The sequence below is a fragment of the Microcystis sp. genome, assembly GCF_048564745.1.
Taxonomy (GTDB): Bacteria; Cyanobacteriota; Cyanobacteriia; order Cyanobacteriales; family Microcystaceae; genus Microcystis; species Microcystis ichthyoblabe_A.
This window is the reverse complement of sequence record NZ_JBLZRT010000119.1, coordinates 1-22,655: the sequence shown is the minus strand read 5'-3', so window position 1 is coordinate 22,655 and position 22,655 is coordinate 1. Positions and strand designations below refer to the sequence as shown.

The window sequence follows — 22,655 nt, the reverse complement described above, 5'->3', positions numbered from 1 at the left end:
TAAATATCTGTAGAGACGTGGTTAACTGCGTCTCTATTTCAATTACCGATAACTGATCACTGTTAAACTAATCACTGTTCACGCTCTGGACAGTGAAAAAATGCAGATCCGAAGAAAACACCCTAATCCTGCCGTTAAAGTTGAGAGTTTGAGTTATGTGGTGAAAGTGCCAGAGGCACAACCACAAAATATTTTAGAAGAAATCGTTTGGCATAAGGAGATCGAAGTCGATAAATTGCGCGAGCGGTTGCCTTTATTGGAATTACGCAAAAAAATAGCCAATACTGCGCCACCTTGCGACTTTTTAGCTGCCTTAAAACAGGGTAAAAACCAACCCGCTTTGATTGCCGAAGTGAAAAAAGCTTCCCCCAGCAAGGGAGTTATCCGCGAAGATTTTGATCCTGTAGCGATCGCCCGTACCTATGAACAGGGAGGAGCCACTTGTTTATCGGTTTTAACCGATAGTAAGTTTTTTCAAGGTAGTTACGAAAATCTTAGCCTCGTCCGGCAAGCGGTATCTTTACCCCTATTATGCAAAGAATTTATCCTTTATCCCTATCAAATCTACTACGCTCGCTCTAAAGGAGCCGATGCCGTCCTTTTAATTGCCGCTATTTTAAGCGATCAAGACCTAGCATATTTTGTCAAAATTGTCAAGGGTTTAGGGATGACAGCTTTGGTAGAGGTGCATAGTCTGGCCGAATTCGATCGAGTGTTAGCCATTGAGGGAATCGAACTAATCGGCATTAATAACCGTAATTTAGAGACATTTACAGTCGATTTAGACAATACTCGCCAATTACTAGAAGCCAGGGGCGAAAAGGTGCGAGAAAAAGGTATTCTAATCGTCAGCGAATCGGGATTACACACAGCCGCAGATCTGGCAAAAGTGAAGCAAGCGGGAGCAAATGCGGTTCTAATTGGCGAATCTTTGGTAAAACTGCCCGATCCTGCCCTCGGTATCCAGAAACTCTTTGAAAATCTCGGTTAGGGGTTTTTCAGTCATCAGTTATCGGTTATCAGTGAACTGATAACTGGTTAAGGAAAACCGCGTACTTCACCATCAAGATAACTGCCATAATCATCCTCACTGAAAACTCCCACTGATAACTGCTAACTGATCACTGATAACTGACAAGGCTATCTGCCGGGATATAATCAGAGTTTGCCAAATCTTAAATCAACCCCTCAGAATTGATGCGATCGAGATTTGGTTTTTTATCTTTGTTAAATATGGCCCAACGAGAGAGGACGAACCATGGAAAATAAAAATATGTTGATGATTCCCGGCCCCACACCAGTGCCGGAAGCGGTATTATTGGCTATGGCTAAAGCACCGATAGGTCATCGGACCGGTGCTTTTAGTAAGGTAATCGCCGAATTAACCGAAAATCTCAAATGGTTGCATCAAACCAGTGGCGATGTTTTAATGTTAACTGCTTCGGGAACCGGTGTCATGGAAGCGGGAATTATTAATTTTCTCAGCCCCGGCGATCGAGTTTTGGTGGGAGATAATGGTAAATTTGGGGAACGTTGGGGGAAAGTGGCGAAAGCCTACGGCTTAAATGTGGATACCATTAAGGCAGAATGGGGTAAACCCCTAGATCCAGAGGCATTTACCGCTAAACTGACCGAAGACAAGGAAAAAGCCATCAAAGCGGTAATTATCACCCATTCGGAAACTTCCACCGGGGTTCTCAATGACTTGGAAAGCATTAACAAAGCGGTAAAAGACCACGGGGAAGCTTTAATTATCGTCGATGCTGTCACCAGTTTAGGAGCTTATCATATTCCCATCGATGAATGGGGTTTAGATGTGGTCGGTTCTGGTTCCCAGAAAGGTTATATGATTCCTCCCGGTTTAGGTTTTGTTTCCGTAAGTCAAAAAGCTTGGAAAGCCTACGAAACCGCCAAACTGCCCCGTTTTTATCTAGATTTGGGCAAATACAAAAAAGCCACCGATGAGGATAGTTCCCCCTTTACCCCTCCAGTTAACCTGATGTACGGTTTACAAGCTTCTCTGCAAATGATGAGAAGGGAGGGATTAGCGGCAATTTTCGCCCGTCACCAACGCTTAACGAAGATGACGCGGGCCGGTATGCGCGCCCTGGATTTGCCCCTCTACGCGGCGGATTCCTGGGCTTCCACGGCGATTACTGCGGTGGCCCCCACTCTAGTAGATGCGGAAAAAATTCGTTCGACTCTCAATAAAAAGTTCGACATCGCTGTCGCCGGTGGTCAGGATCACCTCAAGGGTAAAATCTTCCGTATCGGTCATTTAGGTTTTGCCAGTGAGAGGGATATCCTCACGGTTATCGCTGCCATTGAAGCGACTTTAATCGAGTTAGGTGTGGAAGGTGTCACCCCCGGCGCCGGTGTGGCTGCGGCTGCCGCTGTGATGGTGCAGGGTTAATCTTAGGTTGGCTTTTCCCCTTCTCTCCAAAGAGGGGGATTTTTGCCAGAAAATATATCCTGTATATGTAAAATTCGCTATAATCCAGCCAAGCTAACAGTCAACTCTTGTGGGTTTTATGTTATGTCTGCAAAACAAAATTGTGGGGTGTGGGGTGTGGGGGTGAAAATTTTTTCATCGGGACTGACTCCTGACTCCTGACTCCACCAACAAACTTTTTCAGCAAACCCTAACTAAATCAATAATGCTCTTGACAAAATGTCTATCCAGTGTGGATAATGGTAGTTTGTGTGAACTTTAGCTAGACTAAAATACCTTGGCTAACGTTATTGTAATCGGCGCTCAGTGGGGCGACGAAGGAAAAGGAAAAATCACGGATCTGCTGAGTCGATCGGCGGATGTGGTGGTGCGTTCTCAAGGTGGCGTAAATGCGGGTCATACCGTCGTCGTCGATGATCAAACGTTCAAACTCCATCTAATTCCCTCCGGGATTCTCTACCCGGATACGGAATGTATAATCGGCTCGGGAACAGTCATAGATCCCTCGGTGTTACTCAAAGAGATGGCGCAATTACACGCCCTCAATGTCACCACCGACAATCTCTATATCTCGCAAACGGCTCATGTCACTATGCCCTATCATCGGCTGCTCGATCAAGCATCCGAGGAAAAACGGGGTAAATATAAAATCGGCACCACGGGAAGGGGTATTGGCCCCACCTATGCGGATAAATCTGAGCGCATCGGTATTCGAGTCATCGACTTGATCAATACCGAGAATCTGCAGCACAAACTAGAATGGACGATCAATTATAAAAACGTCATTTTAGAAAAGTTATATAACTTACCGCCTTTAGATGCGAAGACGGTGATCGAGGAGTATCTAGAATATGCCGAGAAACTTCGTCCCCATGTGGTCGATAGTTCCTTAAAAATCTACGAAGCAATCCGCAAGCGTAAGAATATTCTTTTTGAAGGGGCCCAAGGCACCCTACTCGACCTCGATCACGGAACCTATCCCTACGTTACTTCCTCCAATCCGATCGCTGGGGGTGCTTGTGTGGGTTCTGGCATCGGTCCGACGGTAATCGATCGAGTGATCGGTGTGGCCAAAGCTTACACCACTAGGGTAGGGGAAGGTCCATTTCCCACGGAATTAGAGGGGGAGATCGAGCAGTTATTGTGCGATCGCGGGGCGGAATTCGGGACCACCACCGGCCGTCGTCGTCGCTGCGGTTGGTTTGATGCGGTGATCGGTCGTTACGCAGTGCGAATCAATGGTTTAGACTGTCTAGCGATCACCAAATTAGATGTTCTCGATACCCTAGAGGAAATCAAAGTCTGTGTCGCCTACGAATTGGACGGCAAAACCTGTCGCCATTTACCCAGCAGTGCGGTGGAATTCGCCCGTTGTCAACCGATTTACCGAACGATGCCGGGGTGGCAACAACCCACCAGCGATTGTCGGAGTCTGGAAGACCTGCCCAAACAGGCCCTCGATTATCTAAAATTCCTAGGGGCGATCATGGAGGTACCGATCGCGATTATCTCCCTAGGAGCTAGTCGCGACCAAACTATCATCGTTGAAGACCCCATTCACGGGCCAAAACGCGCTCTTTTGGACGAAAATGGCTCGCCTTGGGATAATTACGAATTTTAAATTATTGTCAAAGAGGATTAGTCAACTATGCAAGTTAGCGTTGAATGTCAAAAAAGACCCGAAAATATTAACCCCAGGGCCCTACGTCGTCAGGGTTTGATCCCGGCGGTTCTCTATGGCCACAACGGCACGGAATCGGTTTCTCTGGTGGTGGGAGAAAAAGCGGCCTTAACCCTACTCAAAAAGGCCTCGGTGAATAATACCCTGGTGGATGTGAATGTTCCCGAAATGCCTTGGACGGGAAAAGCTTTGATCCAAGAGGTACAATCTCATCCCTGGAAAAGAAATCTCTATCACCTCAGTTTCTTCTCGGTATCTGCCCACGGTAAGCTCGATATCGTCGTTCCGATTAAAGCCATGGGAGAAGCGATCGGAACCAAACAGGGCGGTTTAATCGAACAGTTCGTTAACGAAGTTAATGTCTCCTGTATTGCTGATAATATCCCGGAAGTGATCGAATTTGATGTTTCGGGCATCGGTGTGGGGCAATCCCTGCTCGTGGGTGATTTAAAGATGCCGGAAGGGGTGACTTTAAAAGACGATCCCCATACCACCGTTTTTGCCATTGTTGCCGCTAAAAGGTAAATTCAGTGATCAGTGATCAGTCATCAGCAAATCATATTTCATTATTTACTGTTTACTGGTTACTGCTCCGCAGCTCTGGCGCTCCCATCTACTGGGGGTTTATATACTTTAGACGTTGATAATCTGAGATTTATTAAACTTCTGAAATCCTAGAGTAAGCAAGGAATCCAGTTGTTTTTTATGTTTCAGATCGGCATCATTCAGGCATCCATAAATAGCTGAAGAAAAGTCAGAAAAGTTTTCATAATAGGCTGATTCAAGTCTGAATTGCATCACTGTCTGATCTACCTTCATAAGACCTCTTGTAAAAATCAAAAATTGTTGTTAGGGTTATGAGTCAGTAGTCAGTAGTCAGGAAAATTGAGAATGAATAATAATCAATTAAATGATCTATTTACAGATTTGATGCCATTTAATCCTTATTTTTGACGTTTTTGAACCCTCAAAAATTAATTATGCAAGAGGTTTAATTAGGGGTTGCTGAATAAATCTAAAAATCTTGTTGGATGAGACTTTTAGACTTTTTTTCCCTCAAAAAGTGCCAGCTATTGGAGTGATCGGGGGTAAAATTCCAGGACTTTTTCCCTGAAAATTAGGTAACTGACCCCCTCAAAATCCGTAAAACCCCACACCCCACACCCCACACCCTACCCCCACGAAAAACTTTTTCAGCAAACCCTAATTAAAATTTAACCCGGGCAGTATTTGAGGACTAAAAAGTAATGACCACAGAATTAGAAACCAAAAAAGTTACTCCTACTCGCTGTTTAGTTGGCGCGGCAATTTCGGCAGCATTGGGGACAATTCTCTATTATCTCACGGCAGCGATCGGTCATTCTTTTTACTCAAAACCAATGGTTGCGCACAGTCCGATCGCCTTGAGAATTGGCAGTGCTGTCCGCACTTTAGTTTTTGGTTTAGCTTCTCTAGGAACCTTTATTTTTGCTTTTGTCACCATTGGTTTAATTCTTTTGGCTATCCAATTACTACTTAAACGCCCTCAACAAACATAAATTATGAATTATGAATTATGAATTGGGAGTAGGAGGTGGTAATTTTTTTCAGTTAACTGATAAGTACCTAAGCAAAATTAATTACACATATCTAACCACCTCTTGCCTCTTGCCTTTTGCCTATCTTCCCTAGGAAATTAATTTTGCACGACTACTTAACTGATCACTGATTAACGGACATTTTGAGCAACAAAATCTTTGATCAGTTGTTCTAAAGCAGCCGAGGAAGCGCGGGTAATCAGAAAACATCTAAACTCCTGGCCTTGACTGAGATATTGGGAATAGGCCGCCTGTAAAAAAGGTTTATAGCTGGGGTTTTTGCGAATATAGACCTCAAAAAAGGCCAAAGATAGGGAATGGGCGTAACTATCGATCAGATAGGGTGCTGGCAGGGTAAGATCGGCTACGGATTCGATCGCTTCGTTAATTCCCGCATCTAGTACCGAAAAATCGACGTGAGCTTGACCTTCAATCAGAGCTAAATATTTATTTTCGGTATTGAGGAGGGGAAAAGAGCGCACCTGTTCAAAAATAGCTGGGGTGGCGGGATCGTAGGTTCCTGCCGCTACAAAAGTGGCAATTTCGATCTTAGCCAGTCCTTTAGCCCCAAAAATACTCCAATTAAACGGATTAACCGCAAAAATCGCTTTTATTCTTTGATCGCGAAAGTTGTATTCTTCTCGGGGTAAATCCAAAGCACGACACTGCAGCAAGAGGGAGACATTGAGAAAAGCTAATCTTCTTTGACAGTCCCGTTGTAGATTCTCGAAATCGATTGTCGCTCCACCCACGGCTAAGGCTGTATAACCGCCGAAGGAATGTCCACCAACTCCCACATTATCTAAATCTAATTGCCCCTGAAATTCCCTAGCGTTGCGTCTTTGCAATTCATCGATCACAAAAGATATGTCCAATGGACGATTGACAAATTCGTTGCTATAAAAAACCGTCCGCGATAAACCGGCGAGTAGATTCTGTACCTGTAGGGTATCACTGCCGGGGTGTTGGGGCATGGCGACGAGATAACCGTAACTAGCCCAATGTTCCGCTTGTCGGACAAAATCTTCGGGACGGGAAGCTAAACCGTGGGAAAAGACAATAACGGGGGTTTTCTGGGTTAATTGCCCCTTGGGTTTGACAATAATTAGATAAAGTTCCCTCTGACGACGGCTATCGGTTAAATCCAGCCGCATCTGTTCCACTTGTTGCGGTCCGGGTTGTCGGGGGTCAGTCATGGCGGTAAAATTAATTTCACCAGCCTTTTTAGCTTCTTCTAAGGATAATTGCGCCACCTTTTCCGTGAATACTGTGGTGGCTTTCAGGACGATATCGATCGCCCTAGCTAATCTTTGCACTTTTGTCACATCAATCTGCATATTAGTGGGCAGATTACGCAGCAGGTTAAGAATAGTTACCCCTCCCGGTTCAAAAGCTGATTTAATTAGGGCAGAACGCAGGGCAAATTTACCATTAATACCCCCTTGAATGGTGATCAGTTCCCCTAAAAGGTTGAGGATATCTTCCCCCATTCTGGTGTTAAAAAAGCGCGAGATCAGGACGGGATTAATTTCTTTACTTGTGGTTAAAGCTTGCCGAAATTCTTTTTGTTGTTCGGCGGTTGTATTACCTAAATATTGTCTTAGATTAGCGTCAATTCTGCCAGTTTTGGCAAACTTTTCTAGGGAACTAATTTCTAGGGTACGACTAAAGGGCGCTAAGATAAAAGTGATTCTCTCGGCCGAGAGGACAGGAAAGCTAGTCAGTATTGTTCCCAAGCAACCCAGAGCGATCGAGCGACCGATTTTAGCTAATTGCAACAAGTTTTTCTGCTCCTTTTCTTTCTGCGTTCCTATTCCCTCTGGATTATAACAGTAACTTAGCAGTTTTTAACGTTTTTTTTGCTTGACTATCAACAAAAATTATCAATTTACCTCGATCGATAATCTTGACCTAGAATAATAGGTAAAAAGTCTCGAAAATTCCAATCTTGCCGATTTCAAGCTACCATCGGTAGTCAACAATAACCGATCACCGCTCATGATTTCAGGGTAAAAATGCCAAAGTTGCCACCACTTTCACCCCAAATTCTTCCTCAAAAACAGGTTTTTTATAGTCTAAACTCCACAATTCTAAAGCACAATCATCTTCAGCATTATTGGGAAAAAGATGCAGATGTAGGGTTCTATATTCAGGATCATACTTACATTCAATCTTTTTAATCGCTCCTATTTGTCGCCGATCTAAAGCCACAGCCAAGCGCAGTATAGCACTTAAATGTCTGACCATATACTGATAGTATTCAGTTAATTTCATAAAATCATCGTGCCTTTTCTTCGGCTTACTTTTGCGATGATAACGAGCGATATTAGCGATCACTTCTAACTCTATTTCCGTATAGCCCAACAGTTCACCATTGCGAATTAAATAATAGGAATGTTTATGATGGGCAGCATGACTAACATATAAACCACTATTATGCAGTATAGCCGCCGCCCATAATAAATCTTTAGCCTCCTGATTCCAAGAATGTAATTGTGCTTGAGTTTGCTCGAACAAAGACAGGGAAAATGCCGCTATTCTCTCAGCAGATTCTAAATTAACTTGATACTTTTTCGCTATTTTCAAGACACTGCGCTGACGGATTTCACTCTGATAAAGTAACCGATTATCAATTAAACCGTGCGTCAGCATCCAATCGACGATTACCCCTTCTCGCAAGGCCCTTTCACAGAGAACTAACTTATCAACATCTAACATGGTCATCGCTTCCAAAAGCACGATCGAACCGGCTAGAATGATCTCGGCCCGTTTATCGGACATCCCCAGAATTGCCAGTCTTTGGTGATAGTCCAAAGTGGCGAAACGTTTGACCAATTCTTTGACATCTTTGCGGGTTAATTGATAACCATTTAAAGGATTGGGAATTTCACCCAATTTCTCCAAAGCATGGATAGTCATCAAAGTTTCGATCGTGCCAGAAGTTCCCACTAAACGCGGCACTTCTCCCACCTGTAAATGATGTTTAATTTCCTCTACTGCTCGCTCCAACATTCCCCTGGTGTATGCCCTTAAATAGGCTAATTCTGTGGTACTAATGGGATCGGTAGTGATGAAATCTTGGCTCAAACGCACCGCGCCGATTTTGGTACTACTAAGAAAGCGAATTTCTTGACTATCAGCTAAGATTAATTCTGTGGAACCACCACCGATATCGATAATAATATGGGCTTGATTTTGGAAATCCATTCCCGAGACGACACCGAGATAAATCCGGCGAGCTTCCTCCTGTCCGGAGATGAGATTTACAGAAATACCGACTTCTTTCTCGATTAAAGCCAAAAATTCGTCACCGTTGGCCGCTTCCCGGGTGGCGCTGGTGGCCACGGCAATAATCTGATCCGTATGGAGACTAATCGCCAAATCGTGACAGCGTTTTAAAGCAGCGATCGCTCTTTCCATGGCCACTAGGGTTAATTTACCGGTTTTCCGATCTCGATCGCCGAGACGGACTGTATCCTTTTCTCGGGCAATAATCGTAAAAGCGGGTAAAGACGGTTCAATTTTCACCACTACCATGTGAACCGAATTCGTACCAATATCGATCGCCGCTAGGATTTGGACATCGGGGACTTTTGCCGGGGGCGCTAGTTCCCGATTGGGTGTAACTTGATTAGAAATATTCACCATCGCTTATCAGTGATCAGTTACCAGTCGGGGGATAGGTGTTAGGGCTGGTCTTATTATCCCTCTAATTGTCCGCCTCGGCGCCGCAATTTTAGCTTTGTCTAGCAGTTATCTTATTCGTCAATATACAATTTTCGCTGCTCCAGGGCCAATTGCCGGAATTCCCCTTCCCCAAATTCTCCCTCCCTGGGACGGCGCTCTTGGTCAGACTCGACTAAATAGATATAATCACAATCAACCCCTTCTAGATTGGTATTTTCGGCGATTTTCCAAGCTTCGATACAAGCGCCCGTCAGGGTGGCTGCCTGTAAATTGGCTCTCATCACGTTACTATGGGCTAAATTGGCCCCTTGTAGATTGGCGTAGGCTAAATTTGCCTCGCTGAAATTTGCCCTAGTCAGGTTGGCATTTTTGAAGTTAAACCCGGAAAGATTTAGTCCGCGAAAATTATAGCCAATATAAGCTTTATTTTCCCCTTGACCAGTCACCAGAAGATTTCTCATCGCCACTTCGGCCAAAATTGTCTTTTCCCAACGCGCTCGCTCGATGCCCGATACCAGATAAAATCGAGTTCTAGTTAAATCTTTTGCCCTTAAATCAGTGGCTTTTAACTGCGCTCCTGTGAAATCAGCTTCTTTAAGATTTGCCCCGCAAAAATTTGTACCTTTACTGGCTAAAAAAGCAATTGCTATCGATTTCGTGATCGTTTCTCCCGATTCTTCTAGGGATAACCAGGCCAGATAAGCGGTGAATAAAGTACCAAAAACCCCAACCATCAAAGCTATAGAAAAAGTTCCATTCATCACGGCTATTCCAGCTAATGCTCCTTGAAAAGCTAGTATAATTACTGTCAATAAAGTTAAAATTAAGCTGATGCCAATTGCTAGGATAAAACTTGTTGCTTGACCAGAAATCAAGGATAAAACTAAGGGTAATCCCCCAACTCGCTGAGGATAAAATCTTCCGTAAATTATAAATAAAATCGTGATTATCACCGCACCAATGATTTTAAATTCGGTTACATCTGTCACCAGCATTAAAGCTAGGTAATACCCAGTTAATCCCCACAGATAGCCGCAGATAGCCGCTATTAACCAAGAAGTTAAAATTAATTGTAGCCGACCGCGCTTTAGTAATCCTGCCCTAGCCTCGGTAAATTTAGTTCCCTCTAAAATAGCACCTTGAAAATTAGTACCACGGAGATCTGCTTTACTAAAATTAGCCCCTGATAAATTCTTTCCTTGAAAACACTGTCCTTTTAATTTTACTCCTGTAAAACTGCGTTTACCTTTGGCATATAAATCCAGTACCTCACTTGCTTTCATAAGACCTCTTACAGAAATCAAAAATCGTTTTTAGGGTTAGGAGTCAGTAGCCAGTAGTCAGTAGTCAGGAGAATTAAGAATGAATAATAATCAATTAAATGGTCTATTTAAAGATTTTGTGTTATTTAATCCTTATTATTGCTGTTTTTGAACCATGAAAAATTAATTATGCAGGAGGTTTATAGAAATTACGGAGATCTGTTTTTTGCTTGATTGATTAACTTAATTCATAACAACTATTATCTTTTAAAAATTGGCTTTGGTATTTTTTGGCAATTTATACTAAGTCGGTTTTTAATAGTGCGATGAACTCCCAAGTTATGGATTGTTTCTCCCCGCTCCCCCGCTCTCCCATACCTTGTAAACAGGATTTAGTATAATGCAGATTTAACTGGACAGACCAACGGGGATGAGGGACTTTTTTAGGGGCAATCCACAGCAAAAACAGCCTCTAAAACTGATTATTGACCCGGACTCGGTGCTTCTATCGGGGACTCTGGGGAAAGGGGAGTCGATTCAACTATTGGCGGTGGGGCCGGAGGTTGGAGAATATTGCGCCAGCCTTGCATTTGGGAGCGAGCCGAACTGTAGGCGGTACTTTCCCGGGATACGGATTCAGCAAGGCGAATAGCTTCCAGATAACGGCCGTTATTAGCTTGATCCGTGGCTAAAGACAAAAGCTGATAACTCCAACGTTCCAGCAATTCAGTCCGTTGCACACCCGCATCGGTTTGAGTGGAAATATTGGTAACTAAAGCAATCGCCCGGGTTAAACCTTCTGGGGTTCCCGTCGCCGCTAATTGATTAGCCTGTTGGAGATTTTGACGGGCCCGCAACTCTCGGCGCCAACGACGGATATGTTGGGAAACTTCCGAGGAAAGAGCGCGACCGGGGGGAATTTGATTGGCAGTTTCGATCGCTGTGCTATAGTCTTTGAGATTGGCCAAAGCTTGGGCCTGATCTAAAATGGGTTGATCCTCCATGCGTTCAATCCGCACTTGCCAGCCGCGAATTTCCCGTTGAGCATCTCGGTATAGGGCCCGATTTTTACCAATGGCCCGGGCCTGAATAATAGCCTGACTGAGGGAGTTAATATCGCTGGGGAGAGCAATTTCTTGGGCGCGTTCTAAAATCGGCTGGTCTTCAATCACTTGTATTTGACGATTCCAAGAGCCAATTTCCTGCTGTGCTTGCGACCAGAGGGGATTATTCCGGGGAACCTCGCCCGCTTTCGCGATAGCGGCGCTATACTGCTCGATCGTACCTGCTTGTGCTAAATCTCTGGCCTCAGACAGTATTTTTACATCCTGTACCTGTAACTGCCAGCGCTCCTTCATAGCTAGGGCTGTTTGATGGAGGGGTCGAGAAGGGTCGATTTGTTCTAGTCCCAGTATGCCGGCTTCTAATCCGTCCACCGTGCCGGTTTCCGCATCTAAGGCCGCCGTGGACAAGACGGACCAATCGGTGATATCTGCTTTAATTTTGAGGTCTTCGGGGCTTTCGTTAGCCAAATCCCGGAGAGCTTGCCATTGCTTCCGCTCAATTAATCTTTCGGCGTATTCTTTCAGTTTATCCTCGGTTTTCCCGATTAATTTTTGTGCCTCCTGATAGGCATAACTGCTGGCTTGAATTTTTCTAGCTTCTTCGATGACTTTGAACCAATTGTCGAGACCGCCCCGGGCAAAGAGATTAAAGGCATTATCTAATTTACTGCTATCTTCCCGGGCGACGGTAATTTTAGCGAGTGCTTCATTATATTTAACCGTTGCCCAATATTCGTTATTTAAGTTCAATAAATCCACTGCTAGACGAAAAGATTGATTCCAGTTGGAAGCGCGGAGATTTTCCTCTAGTTTGCTTAAGATCTCGTTGCCTTCCGTCCAAGTTCCTTGCCACTTAGCGATTCTTTCTTCAATAATTGCCGCTACTGCCATATTATTGGGGATTTGACGAGCTTTAGCGATTGCTTGCTCTAAATTTCCCGCTTGATAGTCTTTTTCAGCCAAATTGAGGATATCTCGCGCCCATTCTTCCACCTGTTGATTAACTTGCGAGCGCAAGGGATGGTCTTCGGGTAAAGCTTCCACTAGGGCAATTGCTTCGAGTAAACCTGCCACGGTGCGACTATCGGCGGAAAGTTGAGCGCAGTAGAGACGTAGGGAGGCAGAAGCGACAGGCCAGAAGATTTTCGGGCAATTGGGCGACTTCTGCATATTTAATAACTGCCAAGTGGCGAGAAAGCCAACACCGCCAAAGACCACCACAAATAAAGCCGCCCAAACTTTCCAGGTGAAACGATGCTGGTATCGGTACCAAAAGAGAAAAAGAAAAGATTTAGTTTTCTCTGGCCAACGAGTCAGGGAGTCAATCGATTCTCGTTTGACTAGATTTTTGGTTAATTCTTTTCCTTTAAACATTCACTACTCCCCGACAGGTATTTTAGATAGATTTTACCCTAATGGCGCTCATTGCCCGACTTCTCAGCAAGATTCAGCCTGTAGAGACTGGACTAATTCGATTAATTGTGTCTCGTTGGCATTATACACTTCCCGACAAAACTCACAGATGGCTTCCGCTTGTTTATCTTTTTCGATAATGTCTTTTAATTCATCGACCCCGAGGAATTTTAAAGCTCCTAGGGCCCGTTCAAAAGAACAATCACAATCAAAACGCAGCAGCTGCACAGCCGGAAAAATTTCTAGACCCATATCTCCGAGAAGTTCCTGAAAAATATCTTCTAGACTTTTTCCTGCGCGTAAAAGGGGCGTAAATCCCGTTAATTTTCGCAATCTCGACTCTAAACGAGCCACTAAGACCTCATCCCGGGCTGCTTCTTTAGAGAGAACTTGTAATAAAATTCCCCCGGCTGCCGTTACTCCTGTGGTCGTACCGACAAAAACCCCCACTTGCAAAGCGGAGGGAATTTGTTCCGATTGGTCTAGATAGTAGGCGATATCTTCCCCCACTTCCCCAGAAACTATCTCGACGATGCTTTCTTGAAGTTCATTTCTCCCCTCGCCTTTTTCTTCGCGTAAGACCCGCACATAACCCTTGTTACCGACGGCGCGACCCACATCTAATTTACCCTTAGCATTGGGGAGTAATTCCACCTGGGGACAGTCCACATAACCGCGCACTGTGCCATCGAGTCCGGCATCAACCAAGACCCCACCTAGAGGACCATCGCCTTTAATGCGAATATTGACCCTAGAACCGGGTTTTTTTAAACTGGAAGCCAAGAGTAAAGCCGATGCCATCGTGCGACCGAGAGCGGCGCTGGCTACGTTAGATAATTGATGTCTTTGGCGAGCTTCTTCGGTTAAACGGGTGGTAATCACTCCTACTACTCTAATTCCCCCATCGGCGGCCGTGGCGCGGATTAATTTATCTGCCATACTACTTACTGTTATCCTTGGAAAACGTTGTCCCGATTTTTAGTTATTCTTTAACTAACTTAACAAAAATTATTAGACAATAATATGTTCGGCAATTTTCAACAAAGTCAGCTGCGTATCGAAATCTCGGCCAGTGAACAGGCTATCCGGGATAGTTTGCTCAAAACTGCTCATCTCCGTCAATGGCTGTGGCCGCAAATGCTCTCACTCAATCTACCCGATAAATTAGAGGAAGGTTTGACTTTTACCTCTTGGTTAGGTTTAATCCCCGTACAACATCAGGTTTTATCGGCCAATGACCAGTGTTTACGCTTGCTTTTGAGTCAAGGTATCGATGGCTATCACGAATGGTATTGGGGCGATGGTTGGTTACAATCGCGGTTAGAAGGCATTTCTCTCCTTCCCCTCAATCTCGGTCAAACTCTCAGTTTATTGAAATTACGACTATTTCTGAGCAATCAAAAGTAATCAGTGAACAGTAATCAGTAATTAGTGAACAGTGAACAGTAAACAGTAAACAGTGAACTAAAAACTCACATCTGGTAACGGATAACGGATAACTGATAACTGATAACTGATTAGGGTTGAGTTCCATCGAGACGGATTTGACAATTATTGGCATCGAGGTTAGTTAAAGTTCCAGTATAAGTGCCTTGTTTAACTATTCCTAGCAGAGAAGCGATAACTATACATTTTTTTTCTTGGTTGGGATAGGGGGCAGCGGAGGCATCGGCGGCGGGATATAATACGATTATCGCTCGGTTTTGTGGCGGATCAAAGGTTAACCTCGGCACATGACCCCGAAAGGAAAACTGCACCCCCGGACTGCTGCCCAGGGTGGGAAAATTATTCACCACCATAAATATTTCCTGCGGCAGACTTAGGGAACCTCCATTAGTATTAGTCGCCACTAAACAATCTGGTTCACTGGCGGTTATTTGCGAGTAAACCGTGGGATTAGTACCAGTCGGGTTAGTAAAATTAATCGTGCAATTCCTCCCCAGACGGATAGCTTGTCTTTGGGCATCCTCTAGGGCTAATTGTATAGCATCGGTGGCTTGTTGGACTTTATTTCTATTCAACCAAGCTGATAAATTAGGTAGGGTTAAGGCGGCAAGAATTCCCGTAATTGCCAAAGCTACCAAAATTTCTAACAGGGTAAAACCCTGATTTTTATGGACATTTAAACGACGCATCGGGAATCACCTCGACAGAACTTTTAGCAAGAAATTTTCCTTCTTCTTCGTTTCTTTCGTCTCTTTCTTGAGTTTGATAGTCATTAGCTATTTCACCATCAGCTAACTTCACCTTATACTCTATACGGAGACGATGGGGATTATATATCTGGGCTGTGCCTGCCAGAGGATTATCCCTTGGTTCAAAATCATCAGGAAAAGTCCGATAAAGAGAATAGTTTTTACCTACAATTTCTCGTGTTGCAACTAATGTTTCTGCTAATGGTGGTAATGGTCTCAATTCTCGTGATAATGGTAGTTGAGGTAAATCACTAGCGGGAATAGCATAATCATCAGGATCAGGAGGAGGTTCAGGATCTCTAAAATCTGGATCCTGGGAGGGTAAACGCCTTCTGAGTTCTCTGGCATAACCTTGATTTATATCTGAGCAAACATTAGGATATATTTCACTAAAACGATCGGGATCATGATTATCTGCATTGACGCTATCATCATTGTCATTAACATCTAAAGTCGAAGCTAAATATTTGACATCCTCAAAATCTTCTTGAATCCAAAAGTTAGCTTGAGCCTGTCTTTCTGCCCGAACTTTATATAAGGCAGTGAATGCCATTAACTGTAGGGTTCCTATTGAGAAAGCGGTAATAGTAAAAATGGCAATCATCACTTCTAACATCGAGAAACCGGACTCAGACGAGGGCAGTTTTGACTGTATCCCCTTTCCTTTTGATTTCACTTTTTACCCCCCCGTTTTTCCCGAAAACTACTGGCTTTTTTAGCTCTCAACTACAGATTACCCAGATAATCGAATATTTCTAATTTTAGTCAGGGAATTAATTCCCCGAAAACCCTATTTTTCAAGTGGGTCAGATTGTCTAAGTAGCTGTTTATAATTAAATTGAAGATATATCCCCCCTTAATCCCCCCTTGATAAGGGGGGTGCTGATCCCCCCTTAATCCCCCCTTGATAAGGGGGGCATCCGCAACTTTTTAAGACCTACCTACTTAAACTCTCATTCAGTTAGCATTGTACACTAATCTAGCTTTTGTCTGTGATCACAATTGGCGATCGAGATCGCACTTAACCAGTAATATTAGAGCCACTAACAGCTTATCCGCCTAAAATAGCAATTCCTACGCCAATTAACAGAATTAATCCGCCATAAATGACTTCTTGGGCTGGTATTTCACCAAAAATAAACACTCCTAACAGACTAGCGGCGATTGGCTCTAATAAAATTACCATGGTTACTATTGTCGGTGCTACCCATCGCAAAGCCCAGTTAAAGCTAGTATGACCGATTAATTGCGGAAAAATCGCCATCATTAACACATAAACATACACGGATAGGGGATAGCTTTCGTAATCTTGACCAAATAAAAAAACAGAAGGCAATAAGGCTAATCCTGCGGTAGTGTAGGCTACAGTTATATAATTCTTAATATTTAAGCCCTTTCTTTGTGCTTCCCGTCCGAGGAGAATATAACCACTGACGAGAATTGCCCCAATTAAAGCCAAGCTATTGCCCAATAAAGGGTTAGGATAAGAACTACTGAGATCTCGATCGGCTAAAACAATCAATAATCCCCCCGTTAGAGCCACAAAAATGCCGATAAAGGTTAATTTAGTCGGTTTTTCTCGAAACCACCACCAACCCAACAGGGAAACCCAGAGGGGATTAGTGGTGACTAAAGTGGTGGAAGCGGCGATCGAGGTGTAGGATAGAGAAGTAATCCAAGTAGCAAAATGGAGAGCTAAACAAAATCCTGCCCCCACTGCGTAATAATAGGCTTGAATAGGGACTTTTTGGCGTGATAAGGTCAACCAGTTCGGAATTAGGACAACAGAAGCCAATATCAGACGAGAAGTCGCTAAAAATAAACTAAATGCGATCGTAGCATTACCTACCGCTTCGATCGCTAACCGGATAAAAATTGCCGATGCAGAAACCGACACCACACCGATAGTTAAGATAAAAATAATTTTGGCGTTAGAAGGAGGCAAAATGGGCTGCGCTTACGCGATGATCAATGATGTTATTCACCAGTTATTTTAACCGTAGGCAGTAGCCGGTCGTCAGTAGCCGGTCGTCAGGAAATAGGAGATTATTTTATTTATTCTCCCCACACCCCACACCCCACACCCGTTCGGCTGAGCTCACGGCCGAAGCCCACACCCCACACCCCACACCCCACTTCCCCACACCCCACACCCCACTTCCCCACACCCCATCTGCTATTCACTTAATCTATGGAACTACCAGAATTAAATATAGAGACAATTTGGGCGATTATTAACGATGAAATTGACGACGAAACCGTTAATAAATTAGTCTGGCAAAGTTTAGGTTATCGCTACGATGAAAGTCAAGGAAAATGGGATAATAGCCAAGTAGAGGAAGATTGGCGACGGGAATATCCCGAACCCCCGGATTTTATTGCCAATCGTCCCCCAACAGTAAAATTAACTAGATCGATCTTGCCAGAAAATAAACAATTATTAAAAGATAAATTGGGGTTTACTGGTTATAAAATTGGCGAATTCAATCCCCGCATGACTCGCCGTGCCACTGCCGCCAATTGGTTGTGCTTTTATGCGTTAAAATAGATCAGGAAAGTTATTTTATCAAGCTTCTAGCATGGTCACTATCCCTGTCAAGTCCTCCTCTCACCCCCTAGCATCCTATATTGATCGTCTCACGGCTGGGGAAGCATTGTTAAAAGATACTCCCCAGAATTTGATCGAGGTAGTGGGTATCTTGAAAAGTTACGGAGTGGTGTTAGATGCTTATTCCAAAAATTTAATTTATATTGCGGAAAATCAGTTTTTAGTTTTTTTCCCTTTCTTTAAATATTTTAATGGTCAAGTATCTTGGCAGAAATTACTACAACACTGGTGGCATAATCGCATTAATTTTGAGTATGCTGAATACTGTATGAAAGCCATGTTTTGGCATGGTGGGGGTGGTTTAGATACTTATGTAGATAGTGCCGCTTTTCGGGAAGTGACAGCCAAGGTTATTCAGTCCAAATTTAGGAATAATCCCCTAGTTTTAATTTTAAATAAAGCCTTCCCTGAATTTTTGCCAGAACAAATGCGGATGATGGCCTACTATAGCGGTTTAGGTCAATTTTGGCGAATTATGGCCGATACTTTTTTAAGTTTATCCGATCTCTACGATGCCGGAAAAATTACCAGTATTCCCGAAGTGGTGGCACACATTAAGAAAAATTTAGTCGATAATGCTAGTAAACCAATTGTCTATCAAGTAAAAATCAAAGAACAAACCTATGATCTTATCCCCAAATCGGCAGGATTAACCTTTCTTGCGGATACGGCAATCCCCTACGTTGAGGCGGTTTTCTTTCGCGGAACACCTTTCCCCGGTACAATTTCCTATAATGCCCAAGCCTATCAAATTCCCTACGATCAAGGAATGTTTGCCTATGGTGCTTTGTATGCGGATCCTTTACCCATCGGAGGTGCAGGGATTCCTCCCACACTATTAATGCAGGATATGCGTCACTTTTTACCAGATTATCTGCACGACATTTATAAAAAGAGTTTTCGTCAAGAGGAAGATTTATTAGTCCAGATCTGCGAAACTTTTCAAAAGTCGATGTTTTGTGTAACAACGGCAGCCATTCAAGGATTAGCACCTTACCCTTTAACTACCACAGATTTAAAAGAACAAAAAGCCAATCGCATCTATCTAGAAGCATGGATGAACCGCTTTGTTAAGTCAAGATTAGAAGCGGTAAATCAATAATTATTCTGCCGATAAATCGGTAATTTTTGCAGTCAACAAACCCCCTTACATTTATGTCAGATATTAACGCCCAACTACAGGATATTTTAGCTCAATTGCAATCTTTAAGCGAACGGGTTGCCCTCATCGAAGCGCGGCAGATGTTAGTACCGGACATCGAGCGCTATGGTAAATTACAGCAATTCCTAGCTGAGGGGAACTTTAGGGAGGCAGACGCAGAAACTCTCCGAGTTATCCTCGAAACTGCCGGCAGAACCCGCGATACTTTAACCCCAGAGGATATGATGCGGTTTCCCGTTAATGTGATTCGGGTACTCGATCGCCTTTGGAAAAATTATAGCGGCGATCATTTCGGTTTTAGCAATCAGGTGAAGTTATATTTTGCCGCCGGCGGTGATATTAACACCCTGCGTACCCAAGATGCAGAAACGATTAAAAAATTTGGGGAATTGGTAGGATGGCGCGACAAAGATGAGTGGCGTATTGATGATTATGATCACTGGGATTTTAGTCTAGCAGCTCCTGAAGGCTGTTTTCCCGCTCTCTGGTGGAAGTCTCCCTACGGGTTAAAAATGGTGACTTTTTGCTTTACTCGCCTGATAGAGTGCGATTTATAGGCAATGAAAGGAATTATCGGCTATTTTCATGCTTTATTATCCCCCCAATTTGCTCCCACCGGGATAAAAGTGGCTGTAGCAGTATAGCATTTATCACCCTTTTGAGCGGTTAGCTGACAGTTATTGAGATCGGGGAACACTCCCCCTGAGCGGTGATTTCTTTGACTCTAGGGAACTCCCTGTTAGTAGAGGGCTGCTATGATAGCGATCAAGACGAATATTCAGGAGTCCGATTTACCATGGCTACTGTTTTATTGAACACTGGCGAGTTCCGAGAAATCCCTGATGATCAGTTAATTTCTTTCCTCCAGGAAAACCGAGATTTGATTCAAGATCGACAATCACCCAGAAAAAGAGCGGTTAAAAGACCTATAGAGTTTAATATGACCTCTTTCGAGTATTTTAAAGTATAAAATGGCGGCAGTATCTAGTCTAGGCTAAGATTAACTCCCTTAGCTAGGATTTGCTGAATAAATCTAAAAACCTTGTTGGGTAAGACTTTTAGACTTTTTGTCAATCAAAAAGTACCGGGCATGGGAGTGATCAGGGGGAAAATTCCGGGACTTTTTCCCTGAAAATTAGGTAATTGGCCCCCTCAAAATCGGTAAAACCCCACACCCCACACCCCACACCCCACACCCCACACCCTGCCACCACCGAAAAACTTTTTCAGCAGACCCTAGCTAGGATTTGATAAATGTGATCGCTCTCTTTTCAGTAAGGCACTAGCGAGAAAAATACCCAGTATTGCCAATACAGCCATGGCATAAAAAGCATAAGTGTAAGTACCGAACCAATCGCGAATTCTACCAGTTACTAAAGTTCCGATCAAAGCGCCGACACCGTAGGCAGTAAAAACAATACCGTAATTTTGGGCGTAGTGGTCAGGATTAAAGAAGTGGAGAGTGGTAGCGGGAGCTAGGGCTAACCATCCCCCTAAACAGAACCAAAATAGACAAAAAGCCACTAGATAGCTAGTAACTGCTCCTTTTTCGGCCTTGACCATCAACAGACAACCGATCAAAATGAGTGTATAGGCCCCGATCGCTAGATAATGGGGTTTCCAGCGATCGCTTAACCAACCGAACAAAGGACGACTAATACCATTAAACAAAGCAAATAGAGCCACACTACTAGCGGCTAACCCCGGCTCAATCTGGATAATTTCCTCAGCGACGGGACTAGAAATACCGATGGCGCTCAAGCCAATTAAAGCACCAATAGCATAGCAAAGCCATAAACCATAAAATGAGCGACTTTTCAGCATATTCACCGGATAATTGGCCTGAAAGTCGGATTTTCGATTAGCTAAATTGGCGGGGGGTTGCCAGTCCTGGGGGGGGAATTTCATGGCGAGGGCAATCATCACAATAATTATTGTAAAGATAATCCCCAAAAATCTTAAACTTGGTCTAACGCTATATTCATTGATCAATCGATTGGCTAAAGGTGCGGTAATCAGGGGAGAAAGGCCAAATCCGATGATAGTTAAACCCACCGCTAAACCTTTTTTGTCGGGAAACCAGCGTGCCACCACTGCCATGGGAACACCGTAAGCGATGCCGACTCCCGTGCCAGCAATGACTCCGTAGGTAAGAATAATTGTCTGGATCTGAGCGGCAAAACTAGCGAGAATATAGCCTAAACCGACGATAATTCCGCCGATAGCCGTCATCCTGCGAGTACCTACCCGGGGGATATAAAAACCGGCGATCGGCATAGAAGCGGCATAAAATACTAGGGCCACAGTGTAGGGTAATAGGCTTTCCGTGGCGCTGAGATTTAACTCTGTTTCTAGGGGTTTTCTAAAGATACTCCAAGAGTACACCGTCCCTAAACAGAGTAAAACGCCCATTCCTAGAGGTATTAATAACCATCTACCTTTGGCTGCGGGTAATCCCAACACTGTCAACTCGGAATCATAATTACTGTTAGTCATAGATCGCCGTGACTCTTTCTAGACTTGCTGGCCAGTATTCTAGATGAGATCATGGCTAATAGGGCAAATTTTCCAGAAAATTTTCCGATTAAAATGGGGGGTGAAATAATTCACCCCCTTAAAAGTCTCTCCCCATCTATAGCTGAGGGACTTCTGACGAACTTTAACTAAACTGCCGCGAAGTAAACTTTTGACTTCACAGGGTCGGGAACCATGGTAGCATCCCCTTCTTGCCAACCGGCGGGACAAACTTCATCCGGATGGGATTGGACGTATTGAATCGCTTTCAGAGTGCGGAGGGTTTCATCGACACTGCGACCAAAGGAAAGATTATTAATAGTAGCGTGTTGGATAACACCTTCTTTATCGATGATAAAGAGACCGCGCAGGGATACCCCCGCATCAGGATCAAGAACATTGTAAGCGGTGCTGATTTCTTTTTTCAAATCCGACACCAACGGATAGGCCACATCACCGACACCGCCGGATTTTCTCTCGGTTTGAATCCATGCTAGGTGAGCAAATTCGCTATCGACGGACACCCCTAAAATCTCGGTGTTGATGCTGGCAAATTCGCTAACTCGATCGCTGAAAGCGGTAATTTCCGTGGGGCAAACAAAGGTAAAATCGAGGGGATAGAAGAATAAAACGACGTATTTACCCCGATAATCCGACAATTTGATGGTTTTGAACTCTTGATCGAAAACGGCGGTCGCGGTGAAATCCGGCGCCGCTTGTCCGACTCTTAAGCAACCTTCGGCGGTCATACTCTTAATCTCCTTAATCTAGTTTCTGGGAAAATGCAACTATTTTTACATTCCTTAACAACTATATCATAGTCATAACGATTTTGAGTAGTCAGCAATCAGTTATCAGTGGCCAGCGGGGAGATAGGGAGATAGGGAGATAGGGTGATGGGCTGAGAGGGGGACAAGCGAGCTAGAAGGTAGATAGGGCAAGCGATATCGCTCTTTGTCCTTTGATGTAATCCTTCAACCGATAGCGGCTAATTTGCATTAGCTCTTCTATATTTTTTTGGAACATTTGATGTAGCTGGA

At 43.9% G+C, this 22,655-nt stretch carries 19 protein-coding genes and 1 pseudogene; 9 read left to right on the top strand and 11 right to left on the bottom strand.

Annotation, left to right across the window (positions count from 1 at the left end; translation table 11 throughout):
• The first annotated feature begins 100 nt into the window (after positions 1 to 100).
• The 4 genes from trpC (at position 101) to ACOCD9_RS13320 (ending at position 4,658) form a co-directional block, all read left to right on the top strand.
• Positions 101 to 991, top strand: a complete 891-nt coding sequence (gene trpC / locus ACOCD9_RS13335; RefSeq protein WP_287704586.1) for an indole-3-glycerol phosphate synthase TrpC — start codon at positions 101 to 103, stop codon at positions 989 to 991.
• Positions 992 to 1,258: 267 nt separating this feature from the next.
• Positions 1,259 to 2,413 (top strand): pyridoxal-phosphate-dependent aminotransferase family protein, encoded by a 1,155-nt coding sequence (locus tag ACOCD9_RS13330; RefSeq protein ID WP_287704587.1) that lies wholly within the window; start codon positions 1,259 to 1,261, stop codon positions 2,411 to 2,413.
• 316 nt (positions 2,414 to 2,729) lie between these two features.
• Positions 2,730 to 4,073 carry an adenylosuccinate synthase gene (locus tag ACOCD9_RS13325; RefSeq protein WP_287704589.1) on the top strand — a complete coding sequence of 448 codons (1,344 nt, stop codon included), beginning with the start codon at positions 2,730 to 2,732 and terminating at the stop codon, positions 4,071 to 4,073.
• A gap of 27 nt (positions 4,074 to 4,100) precedes the next feature.
• Entirely contained in the window at positions 4,101 to 4,658 is a 558-nt protein-coding gene (locus ACOCD9_RS13320) for a 50S ribosomal protein L25/general stress protein Ctc (protein ID WP_193960721.1), read from the top strand.
• A 108-nt stretch (positions 4,659 to 4,766) separates the two neighbouring features.
• On the opposite strand, the pseudogene ACOCD9_RS13315 reads toward ACOCD9_RS13320, so the two are convergent.
• A pseudogene (locus ACOCD9_RS13315) lies at positions 4,767 to 4,919 on the bottom strand (IS630 family transposase); the annotation flags it as partial.
• 461 nt (positions 4,920 to 5,380) lie between these two features.
• On the opposite strand from ACOCD9_RS13315, the gene ACOCD9_RS13310 reads away from it, so the two are divergent.
• Entirely contained in the window at positions 5,381 to 5,671 is a 291-nt protein-coding gene (locus ACOCD9_RS13310) for a DUF3082 domain-containing protein (RefSeq protein ID WP_002786666.1), read from the top strand.
• Between the two features lie 170 nt (positions 5,672 to 5,841).
• Here ACOCD9_RS13310 and ACOCD9_RS13305 read toward each other — a convergent pair whose 3' ends face one another.
• The 5 genes from ACOCD9_RS13305 to hslO form a co-directional block, all read right to left on the bottom strand.
• Positions 5,842 to 7,491 carry an alpha/beta hydrolase gene (locus ACOCD9_RS13305; protein WP_287704592.1) on the bottom strand — a complete coding sequence of 550 codons (1,650 nt, stop codon included), beginning with the start codon at positions 7,489 to 7,491 and terminating at the stop codon, positions 5,842 to 5,844.
• A gap of 223 nt (positions 7,492 to 7,714) precedes the next feature.
• Positions 7,715 to 9,358: a Ppx/GppA phosphatase family protein gene (locus ACOCD9_RS13300; protein ID WP_287704594.1), complete on the bottom strand. Its 1,644-nt coding sequence runs from the start codon at positions 9,356 to 9,358 to the stop codon at positions 7,715 to 7,717.
• Between the two features lie 110 nt (positions 9,359 to 9,468).
• On the bottom strand, positions 9,469 to 10,680 hold the full coding sequence (locus ACOCD9_RS13295; protein WP_287704596.1) for a pentapeptide repeat-containing protein: 1,212 nt from the start codon (positions 10,678 to 10,680) through the stop codon (positions 9,469 to 9,471).
• 461 nt (positions 10,681 to 11,141) lie between these two features.
• Complete coding sequence (locus ACOCD9_RS13290) at positions 11,142 to 13,097, bottom strand: chromosome segregation ATPase (protein ID WP_419547756.1); 1,956 nt, start codon at positions 13,095 to 13,097, stop codon at positions 11,142 to 11,144.
• 63 nt (positions 13,098 to 13,160) lie between these two features.
• On the bottom strand, positions 13,161 to 14,075 hold the full coding sequence (gene hslO, locus ACOCD9_RS13285) for an Hsp33 family molecular chaperone HslO (RefSeq protein ID WP_419547754.1): 915 nt from the start codon (positions 14,073 to 14,075) through the stop codon (positions 13,161 to 13,163).
• 84 nt (positions 14,076 to 14,159) lie between these two features.
• On the opposite strand from hslO, the gene ACOCD9_RS13280 reads away from it, so the two are divergent.
• Positions 14,160 to 14,543: a hypothetical protein gene (locus ACOCD9_RS13280; RefSeq protein WP_287704602.1), complete on the top strand. Its 384-nt coding sequence runs from the start codon at positions 14,160 to 14,162 to the stop codon at positions 14,541 to 14,543.
• 110 nt (positions 14,544 to 14,653) lie between these two features.
• Here the strand turns inward: ACOCD9_RS13280 and ACOCD9_RS13275 are convergent, their stop codons facing one another.
• The 3 genes from ACOCD9_RS13275 to ACOCD9_RS13265 form a co-directional block, all read right to left on the bottom strand.
• Positions 14,654 to 15,271 (bottom strand): pilus assembly FimT family protein, encoded by a 618-nt coding sequence (locus tag ACOCD9_RS13275; protein WP_419547752.1) that lies wholly within the window; start codon positions 15,269 to 15,271, stop codon positions 14,654 to 14,656.
• Positions 15,249 to 15,947 carry a type 4 pilin gene (locus ACOCD9_RS13270; protein WP_419547764.1) on the bottom strand — a complete coding sequence of 233 codons (699 nt, stop codon included), beginning with the start codon at positions 15,945 to 15,947 and terminating at the stop codon, positions 15,249 to 15,251. Before ACOCD9_RS13270 ends, ACOCD9_RS13275 begins: the two co-directional genes overlap by 23 nt.
• Positions 15,948 to 16,382: 435 nt before the next feature.
• A complete protein-coding gene (locus ACOCD9_RS13265) occupies positions 16,383 to 17,276 on the bottom strand; it encodes a DMT family transporter (protein WP_194016458.1) in 894 nt (297 codons plus the stop codon).
• A gap of 246 nt (positions 17,277 to 17,522) precedes the next feature.
• Between ACOCD9_RS13265 and ACOCD9_RS13260 the strand changes: the two genes are divergently transcribed.
• Genes ACOCD9_RS13260 through ACOCD9_RS13250 form a run of 3 tightly spaced genes read left to right on the top strand, consistent with a single transcriptional unit; the run spans position 17,523 to position 19,658 of the window.
• On the top strand, positions 17,523 to 17,879 hold the full coding sequence (locus ACOCD9_RS13260) for a DUF1823 family protein (RefSeq protein ID WP_149976206.1): 357 nt from the start codon (positions 17,523 to 17,525) through the stop codon (positions 17,877 to 17,879).
• Between the two features lie 31 nt (positions 17,880 to 17,910).
• On the top strand, positions 17,911 to 19,041 hold the full coding sequence (locus ACOCD9_RS13255) for a CO2 hydration protein (RefSeq protein WP_419547750.1): 1,131 nt from the start codon (positions 17,911 to 17,913) through the stop codon (positions 19,039 to 19,041).
• Between the two features lie 53 nt (positions 19,042 to 19,094).
• Complete coding sequence (locus tag ACOCD9_RS13250; protein ID WP_287704608.1) at positions 19,095 to 19,658, top strand: GUN4 domain-containing protein; 564 nt, start codon at positions 19,095 to 19,097, stop codon at positions 19,656 to 19,658.
• Between the two features lie 679 nt (positions 19,659 to 20,337).
• On the opposite strand, the gene ACOCD9_RS13245 is transcribed toward ACOCD9_RS13250, so the two are convergent.
• Together ACOCD9_RS13245 and ACOCD9_RS13240 are read right to left on the bottom strand one after the other, a co-directional pair.
• Entirely contained in the window at positions 20,338 to 21,597 is a 1,260-nt protein-coding gene (locus ACOCD9_RS13245; RefSeq protein WP_419547749.1) for an OFA family MFS transporter, read from the bottom strand.
• Between the two features lie 167 nt (positions 21,598 to 21,764).
• A complete protein-coding gene (locus ACOCD9_RS13240) occupies positions 21,765 to 22,364 on the bottom strand; it encodes a peroxiredoxin (RefSeq protein WP_002735961.1) in 600 nt (199 codons plus the stop codon).
• Positions 22,365 to 22,655 lie beyond the last annotated feature (291 nt).

What these genes read in the sequence shown, in the direction of transcription:
- ACOCD9_RS13320 (WP_193960721.1), top strand. Translation starts at nt 4,101, where the DNA reads ATGCAAGTTAGCGTTGAATGTCAAAAAAGACCCGAAAATATTAACCCC.
- hslO (WP_419547754.1), bottom strand. Translation starts at nt 14,075, where the DNA reads ATGGCAGATAAATTAATCCGCGCCACGGCCGCCGATGGGGGAATTAGA.
- trpC (WP_287704586.1), top strand. Translation starts at nt 101, where the DNA reads ATGCAGATCCGAAGAAAACACCCTAATCCTGCCGTTAAAGTTGAGAGT.
- ACOCD9_RS13290 (WP_419547756.1), bottom strand. Translation starts at nt 13,097, where the DNA reads ATGTTTAAAGGAAAAGAATTAACCAAAAATCTAGTCAAACGAGAATCG.
- ACOCD9_RS13240 (WP_002735961.1), bottom strand. Translation starts at nt 22,364, where the DNA reads ATGACCGCCGAAGGTTGCTTAAGAGTCGGACAAGCGGCGCCGGATTTC.
- ACOCD9_RS13275 (WP_419547752.1), bottom strand. Translation starts at nt 15,271, where the DNA reads ATGCGTCGTTTAAATGTCCATAAAAATCAGGGTTTTACCCTGTTAGAA.
- ACOCD9_RS13295 (WP_287704596.1), bottom strand. Translation starts at nt 10,680, where the DNA reads ATGAAAGCAAGTGAGGTACTGGATTTATATGCCAAAGGTAAACGCAGT.
- ACOCD9_RS13270 (WP_419547764.1), bottom strand. Translation starts at nt 15,947, where the DNA reads ATGTTAGAAGTGATGATTGCCATTTTTACTATTACCGCTTTCTCAATA.
- ACOCD9_RS13250 (WP_287704608.1), top strand. Translation starts at nt 19,095, where the DNA reads ATGTCAGATATTAACGCCCAACTACAGGATATTTTAGCTCAATTGCAA.
- ACOCD9_RS13280 (WP_287704602.1), top strand. Translation starts at nt 14,160, where the DNA reads ATGTTCGGCAATTTTCAACAAAGTCAGCTGCGTATCGAAATCTCGGCC.
- ACOCD9_RS13260 (WP_149976206.1), top strand. Translation starts at nt 17,523, where the DNA reads ATGGAACTACCAGAATTAAATATAGAGACAATTTGGGCGATTATTAAC.
- ACOCD9_RS13330 (WP_287704587.1), top strand. Translation starts at nt 1,259, where the DNA reads ATGGAAAATAAAAATATGTTGATGATTCCCGGCCCCACACCAGTGCCG.
- ACOCD9_RS13245 (WP_419547749.1), bottom strand. Translation starts at nt 21,597, where the DNA reads ATGACTAACAGTAATTATGATTCCGAGTTGACAGTGTTGGGATTACCC.
- ACOCD9_RS13300 (WP_287704594.1), bottom strand. Translation starts at nt 9,358, where the DNA reads ATGGTGAATATTTCTAATCAAGTTACACCCAATCGGGAACTAGCGCCC.
- ACOCD9_RS13255 (WP_419547750.1), top strand. Translation starts at nt 17,911, where the DNA reads ATGGTCACTATCCCTGTCAAGTCCTCCTCTCACCCCCTAGCATCCTAT.
- ACOCD9_RS13310 (WP_002786666.1), top strand. Translation starts at nt 5,381, where the DNA reads ATGACCACAGAATTAGAAACCAAAAAAGTTACTCCTACTCGCTGTTTA.